Genomic DNA, 22233 nt, shown 5'->3' with positions numbered 1-22233 from the left:
TTAATATTGTGATTATAATACACTCAGATACTGTGGACTTTTGATTTTTCCCTGTAGCCTGACTACTTAATCGGAGAGTATTGATACTATCTTTATCTGAATTGTTTATAAGCTGGATGTTGCCGTCGGAATTTTTCTCCTAAGTACTTATTTCAATCAAGTCTACGATGATAATTATTGGTGGATATAACGGTATCAGGCTTTTACAAAAGGAAGTGCAACCTCATGATTTATGTTGACATTGATATTGCTAAACTCAACCATTTTACCTCAGCCCTATCTTCTGATGGTGAAATACTCATCGGGCCGTTCAAATTTACGAATGACGGTGATGGCTTCCAACTGCTGTTCTCCAAACTCGATTCCTTCGAGATGGACAACCTCATCATCGGTCTTGAATCAACGGCACACTATGGTGACAACCTCTTCCGATTCTTTGTCGCCACTGGTTTCAATGTGTTTGTTCTCAATGCCCTTGCCACATCTTCAATGCGAAAAAAAACATTCGCAAGGCTAAGACGGACAAAGTCGACACCTACATTATTGCTAAAGCTTTAATGTTACAGGACTCTTTCAGATTCATTACTTTCTACGATCTAGATATCATGGATTTAAAGACCCTTAGTCGTTTTCGTCAGGAAACCATTAAGCAGCGGACACGGTTAAAAATTCCAGCCGACTTCTTATGTTAACCAAGTCTTTCCCGAGCTGCAGTACTTCTTTAAGTCCTGAATGCATCAGAAATCTGTCTATGCCCTTCTAAAAGAGGCACCTAGACCGCGCGATATTGCTTCCATGCTTATGACCCCTCTTGCTCATTTACTTGAATTAAGCATTGATATCAAAAATGAATTTTCCCACTTTTTTACTCTTGACTTTTCATAGCTGGTCTCCTGTATAAAATCATTTCTATCATTAAAATATCCATTATGACACTTGATGGAACCAAGATATTATACCACAGGCGTTCTCTAAGAGCCAATAAAATATTTTTATTGTCCACCTGTTCAAAATCTATTGACACTATCTTCTAACATATGATAGAATAAAATTCGTGAATCAAATAGGATTCATGCAGTTGTGGCGGAATTGGCATACGCGCTAGACTAAGGATCTAGTCCATATTATTTGGGTAGGGGTTCAAGTCCCCTTGACTGCATTAAAATTAATTGTTGGCGCATAATAATAGAGACTCCATTTATGGTGTCTCTATTATTATGCCTGGGTTTATAGACAGGAGAGAATGTACGGTTCATTGTTTTTTATAAAGTACAAAAAAGGTAGAGACCTTTTTGTTAGTCCCTACCTTTTGGGCTACTTTTTTTCACACTATTATACGAACTTAATCATTACCAATTCCACTCCATGTATAGTATTCTTGAATCTCTGCAATCAGTTTCTCCAAACCATAGAATTCAATGTCCTCTATGGTTTGCTTATTGATTCCTGCACTTACTTTGTTTTCTCTTACTTGTTGCTATCCTTGATAAAGTACATCTTTTCCATATATCTTATCGTATAATGCGTGATATCGCCTCCCACTATTCATCTTGACTGATTGGTATAGTTTTCTTTGGAGTTGTTGAACTTTTTCTTTGGTGTTATTAGTCTTATTGACATTCATTCACTCGTACCTCCTTGGAAAACTTGAACTAAGTAGGGAACCTTCCCTCTGATACAGTTTTGTTGTCTGCACCGTCAACAGTAATATGTTCCCCTCCGACTGCCTTCCGACAGCCCACCATTTCACTTTTGCTTATAGGTTTTCTCGTTACACTTATATTGTGTGTCGGTTGGGACCTCTCCAGTTCCGGCCTCTAACATTCACTACATTCCGCTCCCCATATACCGGAGACTTCTTCACCAAAGGCTCCAAGTTCTACTTTGGCTTCCATGGATTTCGCTACCTAGGAATTAGCTCATCAGTCTCTTTGTCCTCTTTCGAGGTCTTATAACAGTGCTGCAGAATTCACTTTATGTTACGGTCTGTACCTTTAATAGAACCACTTGGGTACATTTTCATGACGCTTCATGCATCGCTTCTCAACCATACATGGTCATATATCTACTGCGCTCCTTGGCGATTACGCAGGTTGGACTTTCACCAACTTGTAAGTGACCAACTTTGCTGGACACGCTCCTTTATACGTGAAATAATCCATTACAGGAATGAACTTCCACCCGAAAGAGAATGCGCTCCGAAGAAAAAATCTGAGTTCGAAGGTAGATATGACATGATTCTTCAAAAGGCAACAGAAGAATATAATCGCAAAGTCCCCACAACAAACAATGAAGCCGAAAGATTGCTTCGAAGTTATAAAAGGAAACAGGCGCAGGCTATGTCATTTTGGCGTCAAGAGAGCATCGATTATCTCTTCCAATACATGAGCATGTTAGTTATGATGCGGCAAAAAGAAGAAACAAATATATTCGACAGAGTATCAAAAGCATTTGGATGAAGAAAAGTCGATGGTTTTGACACGGATCAGTCTAAACCATCGACTTATTTAGTTCAAGCTAAGCTCTGAACAGTAACGTAATCTGTATATAAAAAACTATGGTGCGTTCGTAAACATTTATTATGTCCAATAACCCTTCCCTATAATGATTTTTTTTATTGGTTATGCCATTTTTTTCCTTTTAGGGCATAATAAACTTGCTTTTTGACCGATTGGCGGTTAAACTATATGATTGGATACTAAGAATAAATTACGACGTATATAGTTATTTAGAAAGTAGGATTTTATGAGTAAAGAAAAAATCATTAACATTGCCGTTATTGCCCATGTTGATGCAGGCAAATCCACTTTGGTTGACACTTTTTTAAACCAAAATGGTGTATTTAGAGCAAATGAAGAGGTCATTGATTGTGTTATGGATAGCAATGACATTGAAAGAGAACGTGGCATAACGATCTACTCTAAAAACTGTTCAATTCGTTATAAAGATTATAAAATAAATATTGTAGATACACCCGGTCATGCGGATTTTTCTTCTGAAGTTGAACGTATTATGAAGACTGTGGATACGGTTATCTTGCTGGTTGACTCCAGTGAAGGCCCAATGCCACAAACACGATTCGTACTTCAAAAGTCTTTGGAAATGAATCTAAGGCCCATCCTTTTTATTAATAAAATCGACAAAAAAGATGAACGAGCGGAAGAAGTTGTGGATATGACCTTTGACCTTTTCATTGATCTTGATGCAACCGATGAACAATTGGACTTCCCTGTGCTCTATGGTGCTGCAAGGGATGGCTATGCCATTAATGAGATGGGTGAAGAAAGTAGCGATATGACGCCTCTTTTTGAAACCATCATCAAACATGTGGATGCTTATCCTGACTTCGATGAAGATCCGTTACAAATGCAAATATCCGCTCTTGGTTATGATGATTATATCGGAAGACTTGGTATTGGACGTATTACAAAAGGGACTGTTAAAGCCGGCCAACAGGTCGCGATTACAAAAAGAGATGCTAGTGTTGCTACTGGTAAGGTTCTAAAACTTTTCTGCTATGAGGGTCTTAAACAAACACCAAAAGATGAGCTGTTTAGTGGCGATATTGCTGTTGTTGCCGGTATTGCAGATCTATCCATCGGCGAGACCCTTTGTGATATCTATAATGTACAAGGTATGGAAATGATTCATATTGAAGAACCGACGCTATCTATGAACTTCTTGGTTAACAGTTCTCCTTTCGCCGGTCGTATTGGTAAATTCGTAACCACAAGACATATTAGAGACCGTCTGGAAAAAGAACTTCAAGTGAATGTCGGCCTAAAAGTAGAAGATCTAGGCGGCCTTGAGGGTTATAAAGTCTCCGGACGAGGCGAGTTACACTTGTCTATATTGATAGAAAATATGAGACGTGAAGGCTATGAGCTAAGTGTTTCAAAGCCTGAAGTCATCATGCACCAGGAAGATGGAAAGACCGTCGAGCCTATAGAACGTGTCTTAATTACTTTACCTGATTCTTACGTGGGCATGGCCATTTCCTCTCTAAATAATCGAAAAGGTACTATGGAGAATATGATCTCCGAAAATGGTTTCACCAAGATCGAATATGTAGCGCCTACACGAGGTTTACTTGGTTTTCGTTCTGAAATGATTACTGATTCTAGAGGTGAAGCTACGATCGTTCGCTCCTTCGAAGGATTTGAGCGTCACAAAGGTGAGATTCCAAGCAGAAATAATGGTGTTCTTGTTTCAGGTGAGCAAGGTATTGCAACCCCTTACGCTCTTAACAACTTATCCGATCGTGCTACCATGATCATTCATACCGGGACAGAAGTCTATGAAGGTATGATCATTGGCATCAATTCACGTAAAGATGATATGTCCGTTAACCCTACCAAAAATAAGAAATTAACCAATACAAGATCATCTGGTAACGACGACGCTGTCAAGCTGGCACCACCAAAAATCTTTTCTCTTGAAGAAGCCCTTGAGTTCATTGCTGATGATGAACTGGTTGAAATCACACCGGACAGCATTCGTCTTCGTAAGAAAATCCTAAGAGAAACAGAGCGCCTACGTGCTAATAAGAACAGTACCAAAACATCATAAACTTGGTTAAGGCGTCAAAACTAAGTTTCACTAAATTTACATACAATATATAGATTACGTTGATGCATTCATAACTATATATTGTATGCAAAAGTTCAACTATATAGTTTTGACACCTTAACCAAACTTTTAAGTATCAAAAATATATATCCCTACAAAAATGCGAAGGTCAAATTTGACCTTCGCATTATATTTACTCAATATTCAATTTCTTTTCATGCAATTCTCTCGTTTATCCTGTTAGATTTACAAAATAATAATGTTACATGTTACATACTGCTTATACTATTGCAAACTACAACTACAAAGTCAGAATTATAAAACTACAGTTACATACTTCTATACTTCATTGTTTCATTGCTACAGATACATACTACAAACTACTTACTACATAATTCATGTTCAGTTACATATACTACACATACTACTTTGAATCTTATAAATTTGTTGCATGTACATACTGCTTTGCAATAAATCTTTACTACATATACATAACAATTACTTTGTTACAAAACTTCGGGTTTACAATGCAATGGGGATGTTCACCATTTTACCCTTTTCAAACAATCTAACAATCATCTAAACTAAAAGAATTGTGTTACTAAACTGATTCATATTCACAACACACCTATGGACTTCCATATATACGCTGTAGAGACCATATACAATTGCTACTTCAATCGTCATTTATATGCCTATCTAACGTATAGTCATTAAACGGCTTCTTTGCGCCTGTTTAACCACAATATGTTGCTGATTGCCCCTCAACTAAACTATAGGGGCTTAACTAAACTGCTCGTATTGGTCCTACCGTCTGGAGCATTTTCACTTTACATCCACTCCCTTTTCGGTCAGATACATTAATCGTACGTACATTTATCCGTTTAAAAAGGTATTCCGGAAGTTACCTTTGTTTTATTATACACCTTATAGTCAGTTATTTCAATCACTATTTTAACATATTTCTTACACTATATTCATCCTGTCTAAGATATCTCTCAAATCACTTAAATCGAAGGTATATTCTGTATTACAGAACTGACATGACATAACAATAGGTTTACCTTCTTGAATCATATCTTTAATCTCCTCTCTTCCAACGGTAATCAAGGCTTTCTCAACCCGTTCTTTTGAACAATCGCATTCAAATCTAGGATAGATTTTCTCATGGTACATCAAAGACAAGCCTTCTAAAACTTTGTTGGCTATGCCCTCACCATCAAATCCTTCCTCCAGCATCGCCGTCACCGATGGTAATTTCTTAATATTAGCTTCAATTGTATCAATCACCTCATCTTTGGCACCAGGCATCAATTGTAGGATAAATCCACCACTTTGTCTAACAGTATAGTCTTTATCCACAAGAACACCTAAAGCTACAACCGATGGGGTTTGCTCACTACTTGCAAAATAGTAGGTCAGATCTTCTGCAATCTCGCCACTAACAAGGTCAATTTGTCCATTATAGGGTTCTTTCATGCCTATGTCTTTAATGACATTGAGAAAACCGGTTCCTAGAGCGCCGGATACATCCAGTTTACCGTTGGGCTTTAGTGGCAAGTCCACATCGGGTCGATTGACATAACCTTTTACAATGGCATCTGAATTCGCTGTAACCAAGACCCCGCCTAAAGGCCCATCGCCTTTAAACTGAAGGGTCAACAGGTCTTTGTCCCCTTTCATCATACTGCCCATGATGGCGCCGGCGGTAAGGGTTCTTCCGAGAGCTGCAGTGGCTACAGGACTTGTCTTATGTAGACTTCTAGCTCTTTCTACCAGCTCTTTTGTTATAGCGACGTAGAGCCTTACTTGATGGCCCTTATCCGTCACTCTTACTATATAGTCTGACATCTTATTTCTCCTTCATCACTTCTTGTGCGACAAAATACATACGCTGGGTGGTTGACTTCAGATCCTCAAAAGTATTATCATGATACAGGGCAAGAAATTTTAAGCCTGATGATTCGAGGCATTTTATCACTTCTTTCGGTTCATATCCTCGCTCATGATGCACTTCTGTTGATTTTTCATACAAGCCATCTTCATTTTTTATAAATATATTCACTTCATATTCATTAATAGCCTCATCTTCATAATAATAGTTTTCCCAAATATAGGCATAGTCATCATGATTTTCCGCATACGTCTTGTTTCCTAAAACTTCTTTGAACTTATATACTGTATTCATGTCAAATATAAAAAGACCGCCTGGATTTAAGAAAAGATTCACTTTCTCAAAAGTTTTCTTCAAGTCTTCCTCAAAAGTAATATAATTTAGTGCATCGCCAACTGAAATGACTGCATCCACCGTTCCAAAAAGATCCAGCTCGGTCATATCCTGATTCAGATACATAACCCCCTCTAGTTCTTCTTCCTTGGCCTTATCTCTTGCTATGGCCAACATGTCTTCCGAAAGATCTACGCCAATCATTTCGTAGCCTTTCTTGGCCATCAAATTAGTCATAGACCCAGTTCCACATCCCAGATCCAAAATCAAATTCGGTTCAAGACCGATTTTTTTTAATATCGATTCTATATACACAAGCCAAGCCTCATAAGGTAATTCATTAAGAGCACTATCATAAATCATGGCAAATTGTTCATAAGAAGACAATGCCTTCACCTTCTTTCTTTTTAATTTATATTATGGTTAAAGGGTCAAAACTAAGTTTCACTTAATTCCCTTTTCATCTCCTACTCTAACAGGCCAATCTTTAACACTTTTGGTATAGGTTTTACCAAATAGAAGTAGAACCATGGTCACACCAATAATCTCGGCAATAAGAAAGGCGAACCAAACGGCACGAAGGCCTCCGATTTCCCCTAAAATATAAGCAGCAGGTAAGAGAATAACCAACTGCCTTATCATAGATATGTAGAGGCTATAATGGGCCTTACCCAATCCCTGAAAGGCTGTACTAAGTATAACGCTGACACCTAACAAGGGAAACATCAGACTAATGGTTCTAAAAGCCGGCACACCAAGTTCAAGCATCCTTGCATTGGCGTTATAAAGTCCCAAAAGTGATGTTGGAAAAATCTGAAATATCAGTAGACAAAAAATCATAAAGCTGACAGCCACCATGATACTGAATTTTATTGCTGCAAGGAGTCGTTCTTTATTTTTGGCACCAAAGTTATAGCCGATAATCGGCAAGGTTCCAGTTGAAAGACCAAATACCGGCATAAACACCAAGGATTGTAATCTGAAATAAGAACCCATTACATCGATGGCCAAATCCCCGTATTTTGATAGAATCAAATTAAAACCGGTGAGCATAATGGATCCCAAACCTTGCATAATCGATACCGGTATCCCGACTATAAGAATTTGCTTGATAATGGACAACTTTAACTTAAAACTTCTAAGGTCCGGTTTGATAATATTGTTGCCAAAAAACAAGATAGACCAAATAAAGATCATGGATATACTCTGAGCGACAACCGTCGCAATGGCTGCGCCTTCAATACCCATAGCCGGAACACCGAATAATCCAAAAATCAAAATCGGATCTAATATAATATTGAGAACTGCACCAATAAGCATGGCAATCATTGGCTTGATCATTTCACCTGTACCTTGCAAAACGCTCATACCGACTTGCCCCAGTATCCTGCCAAAAGCAAAAATCATAATGATTCTTGTGTAAGATGTGGCATAATCAATAACCAAAGTGTTATCTGTAAAGAGTACAAAAAAGTTTCGAGCAAAAAGTGTACCTAATATAGCTACAATACTGTATACAAATATACCAACCACAACACCATGTTCAGCTATCAAAACAGCTGATTTGTGATCTTTTTCTCCAAGTTTTCTTGATATGTTCGAGTTCATCCCCACGCCTAATCCTACAAACACGGCGATGACGATGAGTTGAAGGGGGAAAGCTAAAGATATGGCTGTTAATGCATCGTTATTGGTATCACTTATTCTTGAGACAAAAATGCTATCGACCACATTATACATGGCTTGTACCATCATTGCAAAAATAGCCGGTAAAGACATGCTGATAATGAGTTTGGGAATAGGTACAATGCCCATTTTGTTATTTTCCATTGCCGTGCCTCAACTTTCCAAAATGCCCGTTCGTACTTTAGGTTTCTATTTTAATTTCAACGGTTTCTGATATGCCCATTGCATATAGATATATAGCTTTTACCTGTTTTCCTGTGCCTTGTTCTAAAGCCTTTTTATAATAACCCATTTGTGTGCTATATCTTTTTATTAATGTATCTATAGCACCCTCTGATATGTGGTCTGTTTTGTAATCCACTATCACAAGCCCTTCTTCTTCTTCAAAAAATAAGTCAATCACACCTTGAACCATCCTATAATCTGATGTATGTATCCCTGCTTCAAGTTCCGGTTTAAGCCCCATAACAAAGGGCTTTTCTTTAATTAACCGACCTTTTGAAGCTGCTTCTTTTGCACGCTTTCCTATTTCCGAATCGAAAAAGGCCTTAATTGACATCGGTCGTATGCTTTTAGCTTCACAATCTGTTATTATTTGTTTTTGGCATAGTTCTTCAATCTTATCTGCTATGGTTTTTTCCTCCATTTGAGTTAAGAAATCTAGATGATACATGACTTTATGATAGGCTTGTCCCCGCTGGGCTCCTGTCATAGGTTGCTCTCCTACAATAAAAACCGGCTTAATAGATGTTTTTTGCCGGGTAGGTAGCTTTAAATAACTTTCTTCTTCAAGCCGCTTGATTTCTGATACGGATTGGCTAATATCCATCTTGGTTAAAGTATCATAAGTATATGTCCAAGCCATTTTGGACTCAAAATCTAAATCTAACTGGGTTTTCTTTTCCATACTATCTGAAGCAAAAGCCCTTAGTATTGAAGGGTCATTTTGATAATCTAAGTGTGTCTTTTGATGTATACTTAGATTCGGCTCTATGGATTGTAGGGCGACCTTCCCCAAATACTCAATGCCTGTATTGGCGTATAGATTTTTTGCCTGACGATGACGCATTAGTGCCAACATAATCCAGTCCAAATAGTTCTGACAACTTTTAACCGTTAAATAACCTAGGTGAAGGCTTTCTACACTTAAAGCCCTTGACCATTTATCTATCTGCTTATCCATATTTTTTGCAGATCCTATAAGGATTAATTTTTCTCTTGCTCTGGTTAAGGCAACATATAGAATCCTAAGCTCTTCTGATTTTAGTTCTTGGTCCATTTTTGACTTCAGAACTTCTTTGATGGGTGATTGAATTCTAATCCGTTCATCCGATAGGATATTGTCTGTTCCAAAACCCAACTCCTGATGGATGAGCACCGATTGCCGGATGTCACTTTTATTAAAAAGTTTGCTCAGTGCCGGAAGTATGACAACAGGGTACTCGAGCCCTTTGCTACCATGAATGCTCATGATGGTAACTTGATTCCCTTGTTCATCCTGAAGCAATGCCTCTCCTTGATCAATGCTATGCTTTTTCATATGGTCCATATACCATAAGAAATTAAACAAACCTTTGAAACTTGTCTGCTCATACCTATGGACTTGATCTAAAAACATATCCAGATTAGCTTGACGCTTTGGACCTCCAAGCATCATAGAAACATATTCGTAGTAACCCGTATCCTTAAAAATCCGCTGTACCAAACCATATAAACTTAGGCTGTTTTTCACTTGGCGCCACCTATATAGTGATTCATGAAATCGGACGACTTTTTGATCTAAAGGTGTGTTTCCAATGATACTTTTATGGTATAGGATTAAGGCACTGTGAAAATCTACATCCGGATCCGTAAGCCTTATTGTAACCAACTCATCCCCTTTAAATCCAAACATGGGTGAGCGTAATACTGCAAGTAAAGCTATATCTTGTTTTGGATTGTCAATTATTCTTAATAGATTAAGCAAAGTCTTTATCTCAATAGTATCAAAATAGCCCGTAGCCAATCGACTGGCTACCGGTATACCGTAGTCTGCAAATGTATCGACAAAGGCTTCTGACCACCCTGTCATGGTCCGCATGAGAATAACAATATCTTTATATGCCAGCTGACGCTCTATCTTTTCTTGACCATCATAGATCATCATTGGTGGATCCAAGGCCATAAGCCTTTGTATCTCAACCGCAACAGCTTGTGCTTCAATTTGTCTTGTTGTTAGGCCATTAAAACCTTCACGGTCAATTAATAAAACTTCTGTATCGTAGACATCTGATTCTATTGTGTAATTTGCGCCTAGATTCAAAGCAGCAGATGTATTATAATGTACATCGCCTATTTTCTTAGACATCAATTGTGTAAAAAGGTAATTGGTCAAGTCCAAAACCTGTTTCCGGCTTCTAAAGTTCTGATGCAATTCAATTTTCTGATAAAGACTGTCCTCAGTTGTATAGGTATCGTATTTTTCTGAGAATAACTCCGGCTTAGCTAGGCGAAACTTGTAGATGCTTTGCTTCAGATCCCCTACCATAAAAATATTGGGCTTTCCCTCCCCTATTCGTGATACACTCTGAATCAACGTTTCTTGTACTAGATTACTGTCTTGGTATTCATCCACCATAATTTCCATAAAACGGTCTGAATAAATCTTAGCTACCTCTGATGGTTTACCACTATCTTCTCGTAATATGTCTAACGCAAAATGCTCAATGTCGTTAAAATCAATCATGTTTTGCTCGACTTTTTTTGCTTGATAGGCTTCTGAAAATCTTCTTATAATACTTACCAATGTTTTCATATGACCATGACTAATGGCTGTCATCTTTATAAAAACCTCATCATAATCAAAACCATATTGATTTTGCATGGTTTTAAGTTGGTCCTTGATACGGCCAATTAAGGCTTTAACAGGCTCACTTGCTTCCGGTTCTGTTCCTCTTTTAGCTGATTTTGCTCTAGGATAGTCTAGATTGTTCAGTATCTCAAAAACATGCATCCTACTGTCTTTAGCTGACTCAAGATCCCTTAGATAGGTATCGTAAATCAGAAGGGTTTCCATTATTGGCTTAAGACGTATATCTGTTTCAATAATCTCAGCTGCTTCCCTGGACAAAAGCTTGAGATCTTGAATCTGTTCAAATATTTCCGCCATCATATAAGTTACATAGGGTGAATTATACCACTGGTTCAGACTTTTTATATCGAGTAAATCTATGCAACTGTCCAGCCATTTCCTGGGCATAGGATGGCTTCTACTTAATTTGTACACAGATAGTACAAGATCTTCAACTGCCTTATCGCTTTTTCCCGGTGCGTAACTTTCAATAAAATCTAGGTAACTCAAGTCAGCCTCTGTGTAGAACGTCTCTATGACGTCACCAAGGACTTCATTTCGCATTAGTGTGAGTTCAATCTCATCCCCTATCTTAAAGCTTGGATCTAAGTTGATCTTGTAAAAATAGTTTTTGATAACTTGCAGGCAAAATGCATGCAAAGTCATGATACTTGCAGATGGCAATAACGTTAACTGCTGTTGTAAATAAAGATTGGTCGAATCTTTTTCAATCGCATTATAAAGTGCATTACCAACCCTTTCCCTCATCTCTGATGCAGCTGCGTTAGTAAATGTCACAACAAGCAAACTATCAATTGACACAGGGTTCGATTTGTCTGTAATCATACGAATGATTCGCTCCACCAATACAGCTGTTTTACCTGAACCGGCAGCCGCTGAAACCAATATATTTCTCCCATGGGTCGATATAACTTTACTCTGTTGTTCTGTAAATTTTACTTCGCTCATACTGCACCCCACTTTCTCTGTCTATTTTAGCTGAAAACATTGAATTATGCCATAGAGAAACAGGTATTTCATAAAAAATATTCCCTCATGTTTACAGACAACCTTCCAAAAGGTATAATGAATATGATGTATCAACCAGAATAGATCTATGATAGGAGAACCCTTCTCATGAATAAAACTAAAATTATATGTACCTTGGGTCCTGCCAGTGATAACAAGGAAACACTGACCGCACTAATTAATAACGGATTAAATGTAGCACGTCTTAATTTATCCCATGGTAATCAAGAATACCTTTTGAAGAACATTAATCTCATAAAAGAAGTCCGAGAACAACTTAACTATCCCATCGCAATCCTTATGGACACCCGTGGCCCTGAAATACGTACTAAGACTTTTAAAGATGGTGGTGTTGATTTATTTGCCGGTAAAGTAATCCGTCTTTGTATTGGTGACTTCGAGGGAACCGCCGAGAAATTCTGTATCACATACGAACATCTTTATAAAGATGTTAAACTTGGAAGCAGCATATTAATTGATGACGGGCTTATAGAAATTGAGGTAACCGAAATTGAAGATACAGATATTATCTGCGTTGTCAAAAATGGTGGTAGGGTTAAAAATAGAAAAGGCATTAATGTACCTGGCGTTGATGTCAAGCTACCAGCTCTAACTGAAGCCGATGCAAATGATATTATCTTCGGCATAAAAGAAGGCATTGACTATTTAGCAGCTTCTTTCATTCGTAGTAAAAGAGATGTAGAAGAAATTCGTGCTTTGTTGGATCAAAATGGTGGTGAACATGTTCATATCATCTCAAAAATCGAAAGTCAAACAGGTGTGGATAATATCGATGAAATCATTGAAGTCTCCAATGGCATCATGGTTGCAAGAGGTGACTTGGGTGTCGAGACACCTGCTGAATACATCCCACAAATTCAAAAGAAAATCATTCATAAATGTAATGCTGCAGGCATACCGGTTATAACCGCTACCCAGATGTTAGATTCTATGATTGTTAACCCTCGACCAACTCGAGCAGAAGTATCTGATGTTGCTAATGCCATCTTAGACGGTACAGATGTCATTATGTTGTCTGGTGAAACCGCAGCAGGCTCATACCCTGTTGAATCCATTAAAATCATGCGTAAAATTGCTGAAGCTTCTGAGGAAACTGCGGACTATGAAGCTGTATACAAAAGAATCACAGAAGTTCTTGATAAAAGCGTCACCAACGCTGTGAGCTATGCGACCTGTACCACCGCTATGAATCTAAGTGCAGCGGCAATTATTTGTCCTACTTATAGTGGCAAAACCGCTCGACTCATTTCCATGTTCCGACCGGAATCACCGATTATCGCACCCACCATTAACCCTATTACACAACGGCAACTTAACATGCTATGGGGTGTTATACCGATTATTATGAAAGCAGAAAATTCTTCCGATATCTTGTTCTATAAATCCATTGAACATGCCAAAAGTTTGGGATTTGCCAAAAATGGAGATACCGTCGTCATTACAGCAGGTATACCTCTTAACACAAAGGGGAATACAAATCTGATGAAAGTCATGGAAGTGGAGTAATAAATAAAAACATAAAGGCTTGTTGCAGATTCAGTGTCTTTCGAACTGTCTCTGCAATAAGCCTTTTATATAAGTCAATTATATAATGCTTTATTACTAACCTCTTTTTTTGATCATCTTGAGTCTAGTGAATTCTTCCCGTTCTTTTTCTTCAAGATCATTTACAATATTTTTTGTTATCGATTCATATCTAGGAATCATAATGTTTTTTAAAGCATTGGATCTTTTTTGCGTTTTTTTTATGTTAGAGGCTAACCTATAAATGGCATTCTCCACTTCTGCCAGTTGTACCGTCAGATTTTTCACCTTAGCGAACATGGAAAATGCTTCATCAAGAGATGAATTGGTTCTAGCAAAGCCATATTGAGGCTCCAAATCTGTTGACAATTCTTTAATGACAGGCATTTCAACACCCATAATCGAGCGTACTTTAATTTCTATACCAGTCTCCTCTTCAATGGCTTCACCTATCTGTTCCACTGTATTAATGCCAATGGTGAGATTGGCTTCTTGAAGGGCGGCGTACGCGTTGGCAAAAGTGCTACTGATAACACTCTGAATTTCTCTAGCTTCATCTATCAAGAGCATGACCTCTCTTACAAGGATATTTCTTTTCTGTTCTAAAAGATCATAGCCTTGCCTTGAGAGGGATAGTGTATTCTTAGCTAGTATTAAATTACCTTTTGTTGGAAATAACGTACTGTCCATGATGACTCACTTCCTTATTCTGACGTTGCCTTGTAATACTTATTCAAAATATTATCATCTAGCCTAGTCAATTCTTCTTTAGGAAGCATACCAAGTAAGTTCCAACCGATGTCTAAGGTTGCTTCCATTACGCGTTCCTCATCAAATCTTTGGGCTACGAATCCATTTTCAAAAGCTCGACCAAAGGCCATATATTTCTGATCTATTTCTGTCAGTTCATCTTCACCGATAACCGATGCCAAAGCTTTAACTTCTTGAACCTTAGCATAGGATGCAAAAAGCTGATTCGCTACTTGAGGATGATCGGCTCTTGTATAGCCTTCCCCTATACCATCTTTCATCAGCCTTGATAAGGATGGCAATACAATAATCGGTGGGTAGATGCCTTTTTGATGTAAGCTTCGATCCAGTACCACTTGACCTTCTGTTATGTAACCAGTCAAATCCGGTATAGGGTGAGTAATATCATCATTAGGCATGGTCAAGATTGGTACCTGAGTAATAGAACCTGTTCTGTCCTTTAACATCCCTGCACGCTCATAAAGAGAGGCCAAATCACTATACATATAGCCTGGGAAACCTTTTCGACTGGGTATCTCACCTTTTGAAGATGAAATTTCTCTAAGGGCTTCACAATAAGATGTCATATCGGTCAAAATAACTAGTACATGCATATTGTGCTCAAAGGCAAGATACTCAGCTGCCGTTAATGCACATCTTGGTGTTACAATTCTTTCAACTACAGGATCGTTGGCCAGATTCATAAAGGTCACGACTTTCTCCATTACACCACTGCTGTTAAAACACTGGGTAAAATAATCCGCCACATCATTTTTCACACCCATGGCTGCAAATACAATCGCAAAGTTTTCTTCATCTTCATTTTCTGCTGAAAGCTGCGCCTGGTTAACGATTTGAACCGCCAGCGCATCATGAGGCAAACCATTGCCTGAAAAAATCGGTAACTTCTGGCCTCGTATCAATGTTGTTAAACCATCGATAGCAGATATGCCTGTCTGAATATAATTTCTCGGGTATTTTCTTGCTATGGGATTAATTGGATCACCATTAATATCCCACCGCACATCTGCAAAAAGCTTGCCTAAACCATCAATAGGTTTTCCAAGACCGTTCATTTTTCTACCTAGAATCTCTTTAGATAATGGTATTTTTAGGGGCTTACCAGTAAATCTGGTTCTAGTATTAGAACTAGACATACCTGTGGTACCTTCAAAAACCTGAACAACCGCCACATCTTCTAGCAACTCTATAACACGGCCATGCCTCATTTCACCATTATCTAGGGTGATTTCAACCATTTCTTCAAACATTGCATCCTTTACACCTTCTAAGATTATGATGGATCCGGTTATGTCTCTTACACCTAAGTATTCAATACTCATCCGTTCTTCACCCTTTCAAAACTTTTGTAACTCTCTCGAAGTGTTGTAAATATTTTGTCAACACGGGCAAAAATCGGCTCGAAGGCATCCAAGTTATCATTGCCAACCGTGTATTTGATTTTTATCAATTCTTCATAGATACCTGTTTTACGCATTTGAGAAACCGGTATGCCGAATTCCAACAATTCCTTGGATTTCTCATAAGTATAGAGTGTAACTCTCATCATTTCTTTTTGTTTGCCTAAGGGTACATAGGTATCCACCTCATGAAAGGCATTTTGTTGTAAAAAGCCAAGCCTTAATACGGAGCACATCTCAAGGATTAACTTTTGCTCCTCTGGTAAAATATCAGCGCCAATCAACTTAACAATATCCATCAGCTTACTTTCCTCTTGTAACAATGCCATAACTTCCTGCCGAATTGACAAAAAGTCTTCTGACACATTCTCTAGATACCAAGGTGCCATCCCTTCCATATACTCACTATAAGAATTTAACCAGTGAATGGCAGGATAGTGCCTTGAATAAGCCAGTTGGCGATCAAGGGCCCAAAAACATCGAATAAATCGTTTGGTGTTTTGGGTTACCGGCTCTGAAAAGTCCCCACCTTGAGGTGAAACCGCACCAATAATACTAACGGATCCTTCTTGACCGTTTAATGTCTCCACATAGCCAGCACGTTCATAAAACTGCGAAAGCCTTGAGGGGAGATAAGAGGGAAAGCCTTCTTCTGCTGGCATTTCTTCCAATCGCCCTGAGATTTCTCTTAATGCCTCCGCCCATCTTGACGTAGAATCCGCCATAATGGCTACATGGTAGCCCATATCTCTATAGTACTCGGCAATGGTAATCCCTGTGTATATGGATGCTTCGCGGGCTGCAACGGGCATGTTTGATGTATTAGCAATAAGTATCGTTCTTTCCATCAAAGGTCTACCCGACTTAGGGTCAATAAGCTTGGGGAAATCTTCTAATACTTCAGTGATCTCATTGCCCCTTTCACCACAGCCGATATAGACAATGATATCCGCATCGCTCCACTTTGCCAATTGATGTTGGGTCATGGTTTTACCTGTGCCAAACCCACCTGGAATTGCCGCTGCACCACCTTTTGCTATTGGAAAAAGGCTATCTATAATCCGTTGACCAGTTATGAGTGGCTTAGATAAAGGTTTGCGTGAACTAAAAGGTCTTGGTTGTCTAACTGGCCATTTTTGATACAGCTTCAATTCAATAATATCCTCATACTTGTCCATGATTTTTACAATCGTTTGATCAATGGTATACGCACCATCATTTACAACTTCGATGACCTCACCAGATTGATTGGGTCCAACCATAACTTTATGCATGACAAGTTCAGTTTCTTGAACTAAGGCATAAATATCGCCGCTTTTAAGTTGATCTCCTACTTTGACAGGTATCTCAACCTGCCACTTTATATCTCGATCAAGCGCTACTACTTCTAATCCGCGACCAATGAAAGTACCTGATTTGTCATTTATAGTGGTCAAAGGTCTTTGTATACCGTCAAAAACGCCGCCTACAATACCTGGTCCAAGCTCAAGTGACATGGGCTCTCCAGTTGAATATACAGGCTCTCCAATTCCAAGACCTGTTGTCGACTCATAGACTTGAGCAGTCACGTCTTGCCCTTCAATATTAATAACTTCACCAATAAGTTTCAGGCGTCCTACGAATATCATTTCAAGCATCTGATATTTTTTGCTATCTCTAATGGTAATAACCGGTCCATTGATACCGGCAATTCTACCTTGTTCAGTCACAATCGCCACCCCCTTATCCCACTTCCAAATTACATTTGTGCAAGAAATCTTCTCGCAATGCTTCCAATTCATTGGCAAAGGAATAATCTATAACCTTTTGGCTGGTTCTATTGTATATTTTACATCCTCCGACCAAATTAACATGTTTAGATTCTAGAACTACCTTTAATCCAGTCACTTCACTAACCTGATCTTTAATTGAATGATCACTGTAATTCAAAAAGACTTCCAAATTGCCTACACCTAGGATATGTCTACCTTCTTCAATCAGGCGAAGCAAATGTGGCATATAAGCCTCTGATTTTGCAAAAGTCTGTAGTCGTTCCACTGCTTGGTTAAAAATATCATCTATCAATTCCAGACGTTTATGAAACAAACGCGTTCTATTTTCTACCAAAGTTTTAGACATCAACTCGTTTTTTTCCTTATCAATTTTCAGAAGGGCTAACTGTATTTTCTCATAAGCCTGGGTCAACAATTCAAGTTCCTTTGTCTCATAGGCTTTCTTTTCTCTTTCTTCAACGTCTTTTAATATCATATTTCGCTCTTCTCCAAGATCGGACATTATATCATTGGAAAAGCGTGCAAGTTTTTCATCTACTTTACTCATCTTATACCACCTTATATCTTGAGTCCAAGAGCATCCCGTACATATCGGGTTATTGAATCTGATTTGCGTTCAGAACCGTGTCTGTCAGGGATTTCGACAATCAAAGGGGTCTGATAGTTCAATCTTACATCATCAATCATCTCCGGTATTAGCAATGCTATTTTTTCAGTCATTAGTACAATATCTACTTCCGGATTTTTTAACGTATCTTTAAAAACCTCAATAACTTCTTCTTTTTTATGTACAACAACACCTGATACACCTGCCAGACGCATGCCGGTTTTTGTATCGATATTATCGCTAATTAAAAACATCTTCATAACAAGCACCTCCTAGAGTTAAACAAAGAAGCTACGCTTCGTTTTGCAAAGCAAATTGTTCACGGCGAGAAAGACTTCCTTAATTTCCAAGAATCATAATTGAGATAATCAATCCGTAAATTGCAATTCCTTCTGCTAGACCTACAAATATAACGGTTTTTCCCAGTAACTTAGGATCTTCTGAAATTGCTCCAATGGCTGCTGATCCGGATATGGCAACTGCAATACCCGCACCAATGGATGCAAGACCTGTTGATAGAGCTGCTGCAATAAACTTAAGTCCTTCTTGTGACGCGATGGCTACCGCCAAGTCTTCTGTCGCAGCCATCGACTCCGGTCCACTAAAAATAAATATTGTCGCGCCAATCATAAGTACAAAAAACGTCGTAAGATTAATGCCAATATATGCTTTCGCATGAGACTGCTTAATGCTCCTTCGTATACTCCATATACCTACAACTACTGTTGATAGTACCAGAATTAATGCCATGGTTAAAATAAAACTCATCTTGATTCCTCCATTTTTCAAATCCAGCTGGTTGCGATTATTTTATGATCTTTTTTATGGTAAATGGTTTAAATTCCGTTCCTTCACCTTCGAAAAAACGGCTAAATAATTCGTAATATTCAAGTCTGATGCCTTGTATTCCAACAATTAAGCCTTCAAGTCCTAGAATCAGTATATTACCAAAAATCATTACCAGAACGCCATTGATGGAATTGTCTGTTTTTGATACCATTTCAGATAAAATCTTAAATACAAGGAAAAATCCGACATGGTTTAATGCAAAAGCCCCAACACGCATAAATGAAATGGTGTTGCTCAAAAAGGCCAATAAGGTTTCTACGAGTTCAAATACTGCCTCAATAATATAGCTTCCCTTGTCCTGGGGGAAAATATATTCTTTCTTCCGAATCCAATTGTCCAAAGGATGCGCCAGAAATATTAGGACCAAAGGGGCAACCACGAATAATATGACCACTAAGGGATGCACATTTACATTCAAGACTATAGATAAGGTTATTCCAAGTACCGCAAGATAAAAAATCAAACCGGCTACACCATTACGATCAAATAGCATTTTCGCTATATTTTTCTGCTTATAAGCATTACGAATATTAATAAGCATTACTATCAGAATCAACACCACACCTAAAACAATGGCACTGCCTAACATTTCCATCATATTTTCCATACTGTTAATGGGTTTGTAATTAAGCAGATTTCCCAGAAGATGGTCATCTCCAAAGAAGGATCCATAAATGAAACCAAAAAACACTGAAGCACCACCTAAAAATATCATAACCTGTCCTAATGCATTTTGAGACCTACGATAAAGCAGATATCCAATAAGGCTAATCACCAAACCCTGTCCCACATCACCAAACATACCCCCAAACATGAGCATATAAGTTATAGCCACAAATACTGTAGGGTCAAATTCATTGTATGAGGGTGTGCCATACATCTTTACAACCGGTTCAAAGGGTTTAAAGAACCAATTGTTTCTAAGTTTGGTTGGTGGTCTTGAGTTTTTATTCGTATCATCGTCCTCAAAAACACATGTAACACTTGGAAAAGCATCCATTTTCTCTTTAAAGGCAACTAGCTCACTATCTGCCACCCAACCTGTCATATAAAAGGCATCTTTAGACCTTACCGCCATGGTCCTAACGTCAAAGGTCCCGTTAAGCTGGGCCACATATGTATAGAGCTCTTGAATGCGTTTGATATGTTTTTGAATATAAGATTTTGATTGTTGGTCTAACTCTTCAATCCGTATAGTAAGTTCTTCAATCTCTTCATTTAATTTTTCTAAAGTTTGTTTTGGGTAACCTTTAATGTCATTTGACAGTCGAATTCTGGTGAAATATAAAGATGCAAAAAGACTGTCTATATTGAATTTTTTTGTTCTTGGTGTAAAGTAAAACAGGTAGACCAGTTTGTCTGTTCTTGAAACTTCAAACGCAATAACATCCATGGCTTCAATGTAATCCTGAAGCTTTTTAAAGTTATCTATTGCCATGGATCCAAATCTGAATTTCATATAGTCAAAATCAAACAGTTCATTGACCTTAACATCCAAATTCTGTATGGGTAGAATCTGGTTTCTAAGTTGAATTTTGTATTCCAAATCTTCTTTTAAAGAGCTACTGATATGCTTAATGGTTTCAATCTGCCTTTCATAGCCTTCAATCTCCGGCTCTAACATGTGTACCGGCATAATACCCACTGGCGCTGTATCGTCATATTCAAATACAACATCCGCTACCTCACCCAATTTATTTACTTTTTCTTCAAGTTTCTGATAAGGGTTCTCATCGTCAAATTTAAACAATCCTTTAACTGAATGAAGTATATTGTAAGCATTTTCCAACTGAATCTCATGTGGTAAAAAGCTTTGAATCACGAATGTATCAAATGATTTAAGCGGTCCGACAATATTTACAAAATGCATTTTCTCAATCATAATTCCCCACTCCCTTACTCTGTCGTGCTAAGTATGTCTCAACCTTTTTCGGATCAACTTTGTATCTTACACCTTCTATGATTGTTGTCAGATTCAAAATCTCAATTTCTTTGATAAAAATATAACCAATAATTGGGGCAATGGTAAACGGTAATTGCCGTATCTGTCTAAGCTGTTTGTTGCCATAATATTTATTAAAGCTATTGTCCCAATGACCACTATCAAAGTCAACAATCTCTCCATAAGGCCCTGCTTTCAGAAGTCTTAAGACTTCTTGGCCGGTATCTACCTCAACTAATTTGATAATATCTTGTTTTTTCAACTTATGCCCATTTGGTATAATATAACTGTAAATAATCTCTTTTCTAAGATTATAAAATTGCTTGCTTCGATAAATCCACATCATATTCCTAAAATCTGCATCCAAGCCAAAGCTCATATGCATAATCTCATAATCTTTTCCAGATATTTTTTTGTGAATTTGATCATGAACTTGATTATAATAATACAAATCAAGGGCCATTTCAGCTGCAAACAGATTGATTTTATTGTCTTCGATGAGCAAAGGAGATAGAATCGGGTAAAAATTGGTGTCTGCCAAGGTATCTATTAACTCACGAATGGTATTTGCCTTTAGAGCCGTATTAAAATCAATATTGCTATGATGGCTAATAAAAAGGGTTTTTCGATCTATTTTATCTAGAGATTTACCCATATGTAGGGCTCGCAGCATTTTTTTTAGGTCCTCTATTTCTTGCTTTCGATATACAAACCTATAAATAGATTTTTCTTTCCCTTTTAAGAATTTCGCTATTTTGAGGGCATCGTGAATCAATGCACGGTTAAGCATAATCTCTAGCTGCCCACGATGTATGTCTTGATTGTCCATCTCCTCAAAATTCTGTTTATAATACGTATTGTTTTTCAAATAATTTGCTATTTCCTTAACAGACTGCATTCTAAGTAGATTTACAAAATCCTCATCTTTCAGCATCTTGCCTTGCATAGCTCTGATTTTAGTTGTTAGATGTGCATATTTAAAAGCATTTAGCATAACTTAACCTAC

At 37.9% G+C, this 22233-nt stretch carries 15 protein-coding genes, 1 tRNA gene and 1 pseudogene; 5 read left to right on the top strand and 12 right to left on the bottom strand.

Annotated features, from left to right (window positions below):
- Positions 1-225 precede the first annotated feature (225 nt).
- The 4 genes and pseudogenes from AC6F8J_RS04125 (at position 226) to typA (ending at position 4569) form a co-directional block, all read left to right on the top strand.
- A pseudogene (locus tag AC6F8J_RS04125) lies at positions 226-692 on the top strand (IS110 family transposase).
- Between the two features lie 382 nt (positions 693-1074).
- Positions 1075-1159, top strand: a tRNA-Leu gene (locus AC6F8J_RS04120).
- Between the two features lie 1075 nt (positions 1160-2234).
- On the top strand, positions 2235-2459 hold the full coding sequence (locus AC6F8J_RS04115) for a hypothetical protein (protein WP_500721251.1): 225 nt from the start codon (positions 2235-2237) through the stop codon (positions 2457-2459).
- 286 nt (positions 2460-2745) lie between these two features.
- Positions 2746-4569, top strand: a complete 1824-nt coding sequence (gene typA, locus AC6F8J_RS04110; protein WP_500721250.1) for a translational GTPase TypA — start codon at positions 2746-2748, stop codon at positions 4567-4569.
- A 966-nt stretch (positions 4570-5535) separates the two neighbouring features.
- Here typA and hslO read toward each other — a convergent pair.
- Genes hslO through addA form a run of 4 tightly spaced genes read right to left on the bottom strand, consistent with a single transcriptional unit; the run spans position 5536 to position 12281 of the window.
- Positions 5536-6420, bottom strand: a complete 885-nt coding sequence (gene hslO / locus AC6F8J_RS04105; RefSeq protein ID WP_500721248.1) for an Hsp33 family molecular chaperone HslO — start codon at positions 6418-6420, stop codon at positions 5536-5538.
- 1 nt (position 6421) lies between these two features.
- The gene (locus AC6F8J_RS04100) at positions 6422-7183 is read right to left on the bottom strand and encodes a methyltransferase domain-containing protein (RefSeq protein WP_500721247.1); all 762 of its coding nucleotides are present in this window, start codon (positions 7181-7183) and stop codon (positions 6422-6424) included.
- A 57-nt stretch (positions 7184-7240) separates the two neighbouring features.
- Positions 7241-8626 carry an MATE family efflux transporter gene (locus AC6F8J_RS04095; RefSeq protein ID WP_500721245.1) on the bottom strand — a complete coding sequence of 462 codons (1386 nt, stop codon included), beginning with the start codon at positions 8624-8626 and terminating at the stop codon, positions 7241-7243.
- A gap of 37 nt (positions 8627-8663) precedes the next feature.
- Positions 8664-12281: a helicase-exonuclease AddAB subunit AddA gene (gene addA / locus AC6F8J_RS04090; RefSeq protein ID WP_500721243.1), complete on the bottom strand. Its 3618-nt coding sequence runs from the start codon at positions 12279-12281 to the stop codon at positions 8664-8666.
- 168 nt (positions 12282-12449) lie between these two features.
- Between addA and pyk the strand changes: the two genes are divergently transcribed.
- The gene (gene pyk, locus AC6F8J_RS04085) at positions 12450-13868 is read left to right on the top strand and encodes a pyruvate kinase (protein WP_500721241.1); all 1419 of its coding nucleotides are present in this window, start codon (positions 12450-12452) and stop codon (positions 13866-13868) included.
- A gap of 96 nt (positions 13869-13964) precedes the next feature.
- Here the strand turns inward: pyk and AC6F8J_RS04080 are convergent, their stop codons facing one another.
- The 8 genes from AC6F8J_RS04080 to AC6F8J_RS04045 form a co-directional block, all read right to left on the bottom strand.
- Entirely contained in the window at positions 13965-14576 is a 612-nt protein-coding gene (locus AC6F8J_RS04080; RefSeq protein ID WP_500721240.1) for a V-type ATP synthase subunit D, read from the bottom strand.
- A 14-nt stretch (positions 14577-14590) separates the two neighbouring features.
- Entirely contained in the window at positions 14591-15979 is a 1389-nt protein-coding gene (locus tag AC6F8J_RS04075; protein WP_500721239.1) for a V-type ATP synthase subunit B, read from the bottom strand.
- A complete protein-coding gene (locus tag AC6F8J_RS04070) occupies positions 15976-17766 on the bottom strand; it encodes a V-type ATP synthase subunit A (protein WP_500721237.1) in 1791 nt (596 codons plus the stop codon). The genes AC6F8J_RS04075 and AC6F8J_RS04070 overlap by 4 nt, the downstream gene beginning before the upstream one ends.
- A 13-nt stretch (positions 17767-17779) precedes the next feature.
- Positions 17780-18376, bottom strand: a complete 597-nt coding sequence (locus tag AC6F8J_RS04065; protein ID WP_500721236.1) for a V-type ATP synthase subunit E family protein — start codon at positions 18374-18376, stop codon at positions 17780-17782.
- Between the two features lie 11 nt (positions 18377-18387).
- The gene (locus AC6F8J_RS04060) at positions 18388-18696 is read right to left on the bottom strand and encodes a V-type ATP synthase subunit F (protein ID WP_500721234.1); all 309 of its coding nucleotides are present in this window, start codon (positions 18694-18696) and stop codon (positions 18388-18390) included.
- 79 nt (positions 18697-18775) lie between these two features.
- Positions 18776-19204: an ATP synthase subunit C gene (locus tag AC6F8J_RS04055; RefSeq protein ID WP_275841632.1), complete on the bottom strand. Its 429-nt coding sequence runs from the start codon at positions 19202-19204 to the stop codon at positions 18776-18778.
- A gap of 37 nt (positions 19205-19241) precedes the next feature.
- Positions 19242-21167, bottom strand: coding sequence for a V-type ATPase 116kDa subunit family protein (locus AC6F8J_RS04050; protein ID WP_500721232.1), 1926 nt, complete (start codon positions 21165-21167; stop codon positions 19242-19244).
- Positions 21160-22221, bottom strand: a complete 1062-nt coding sequence (locus AC6F8J_RS04045; protein ID WP_500721231.1) for a V-type ATPase subunit — start codon at positions 22219-22221, stop codon at positions 21160-21162. Before AC6F8J_RS04045 ends, AC6F8J_RS04050 begins: the two co-directional genes overlap by 8 nt.
- Between the last annotated feature and the right edge of the window lie 12 nt (positions 22222-22233).

The sequence above is a fragment of the Petrocella sp. genome, assembly GCF_059865615.1.
Note: the sequence above shows the minus strand (reverse complement) of the source record. Positions and strands in the feature narration are given on the sequence as shown.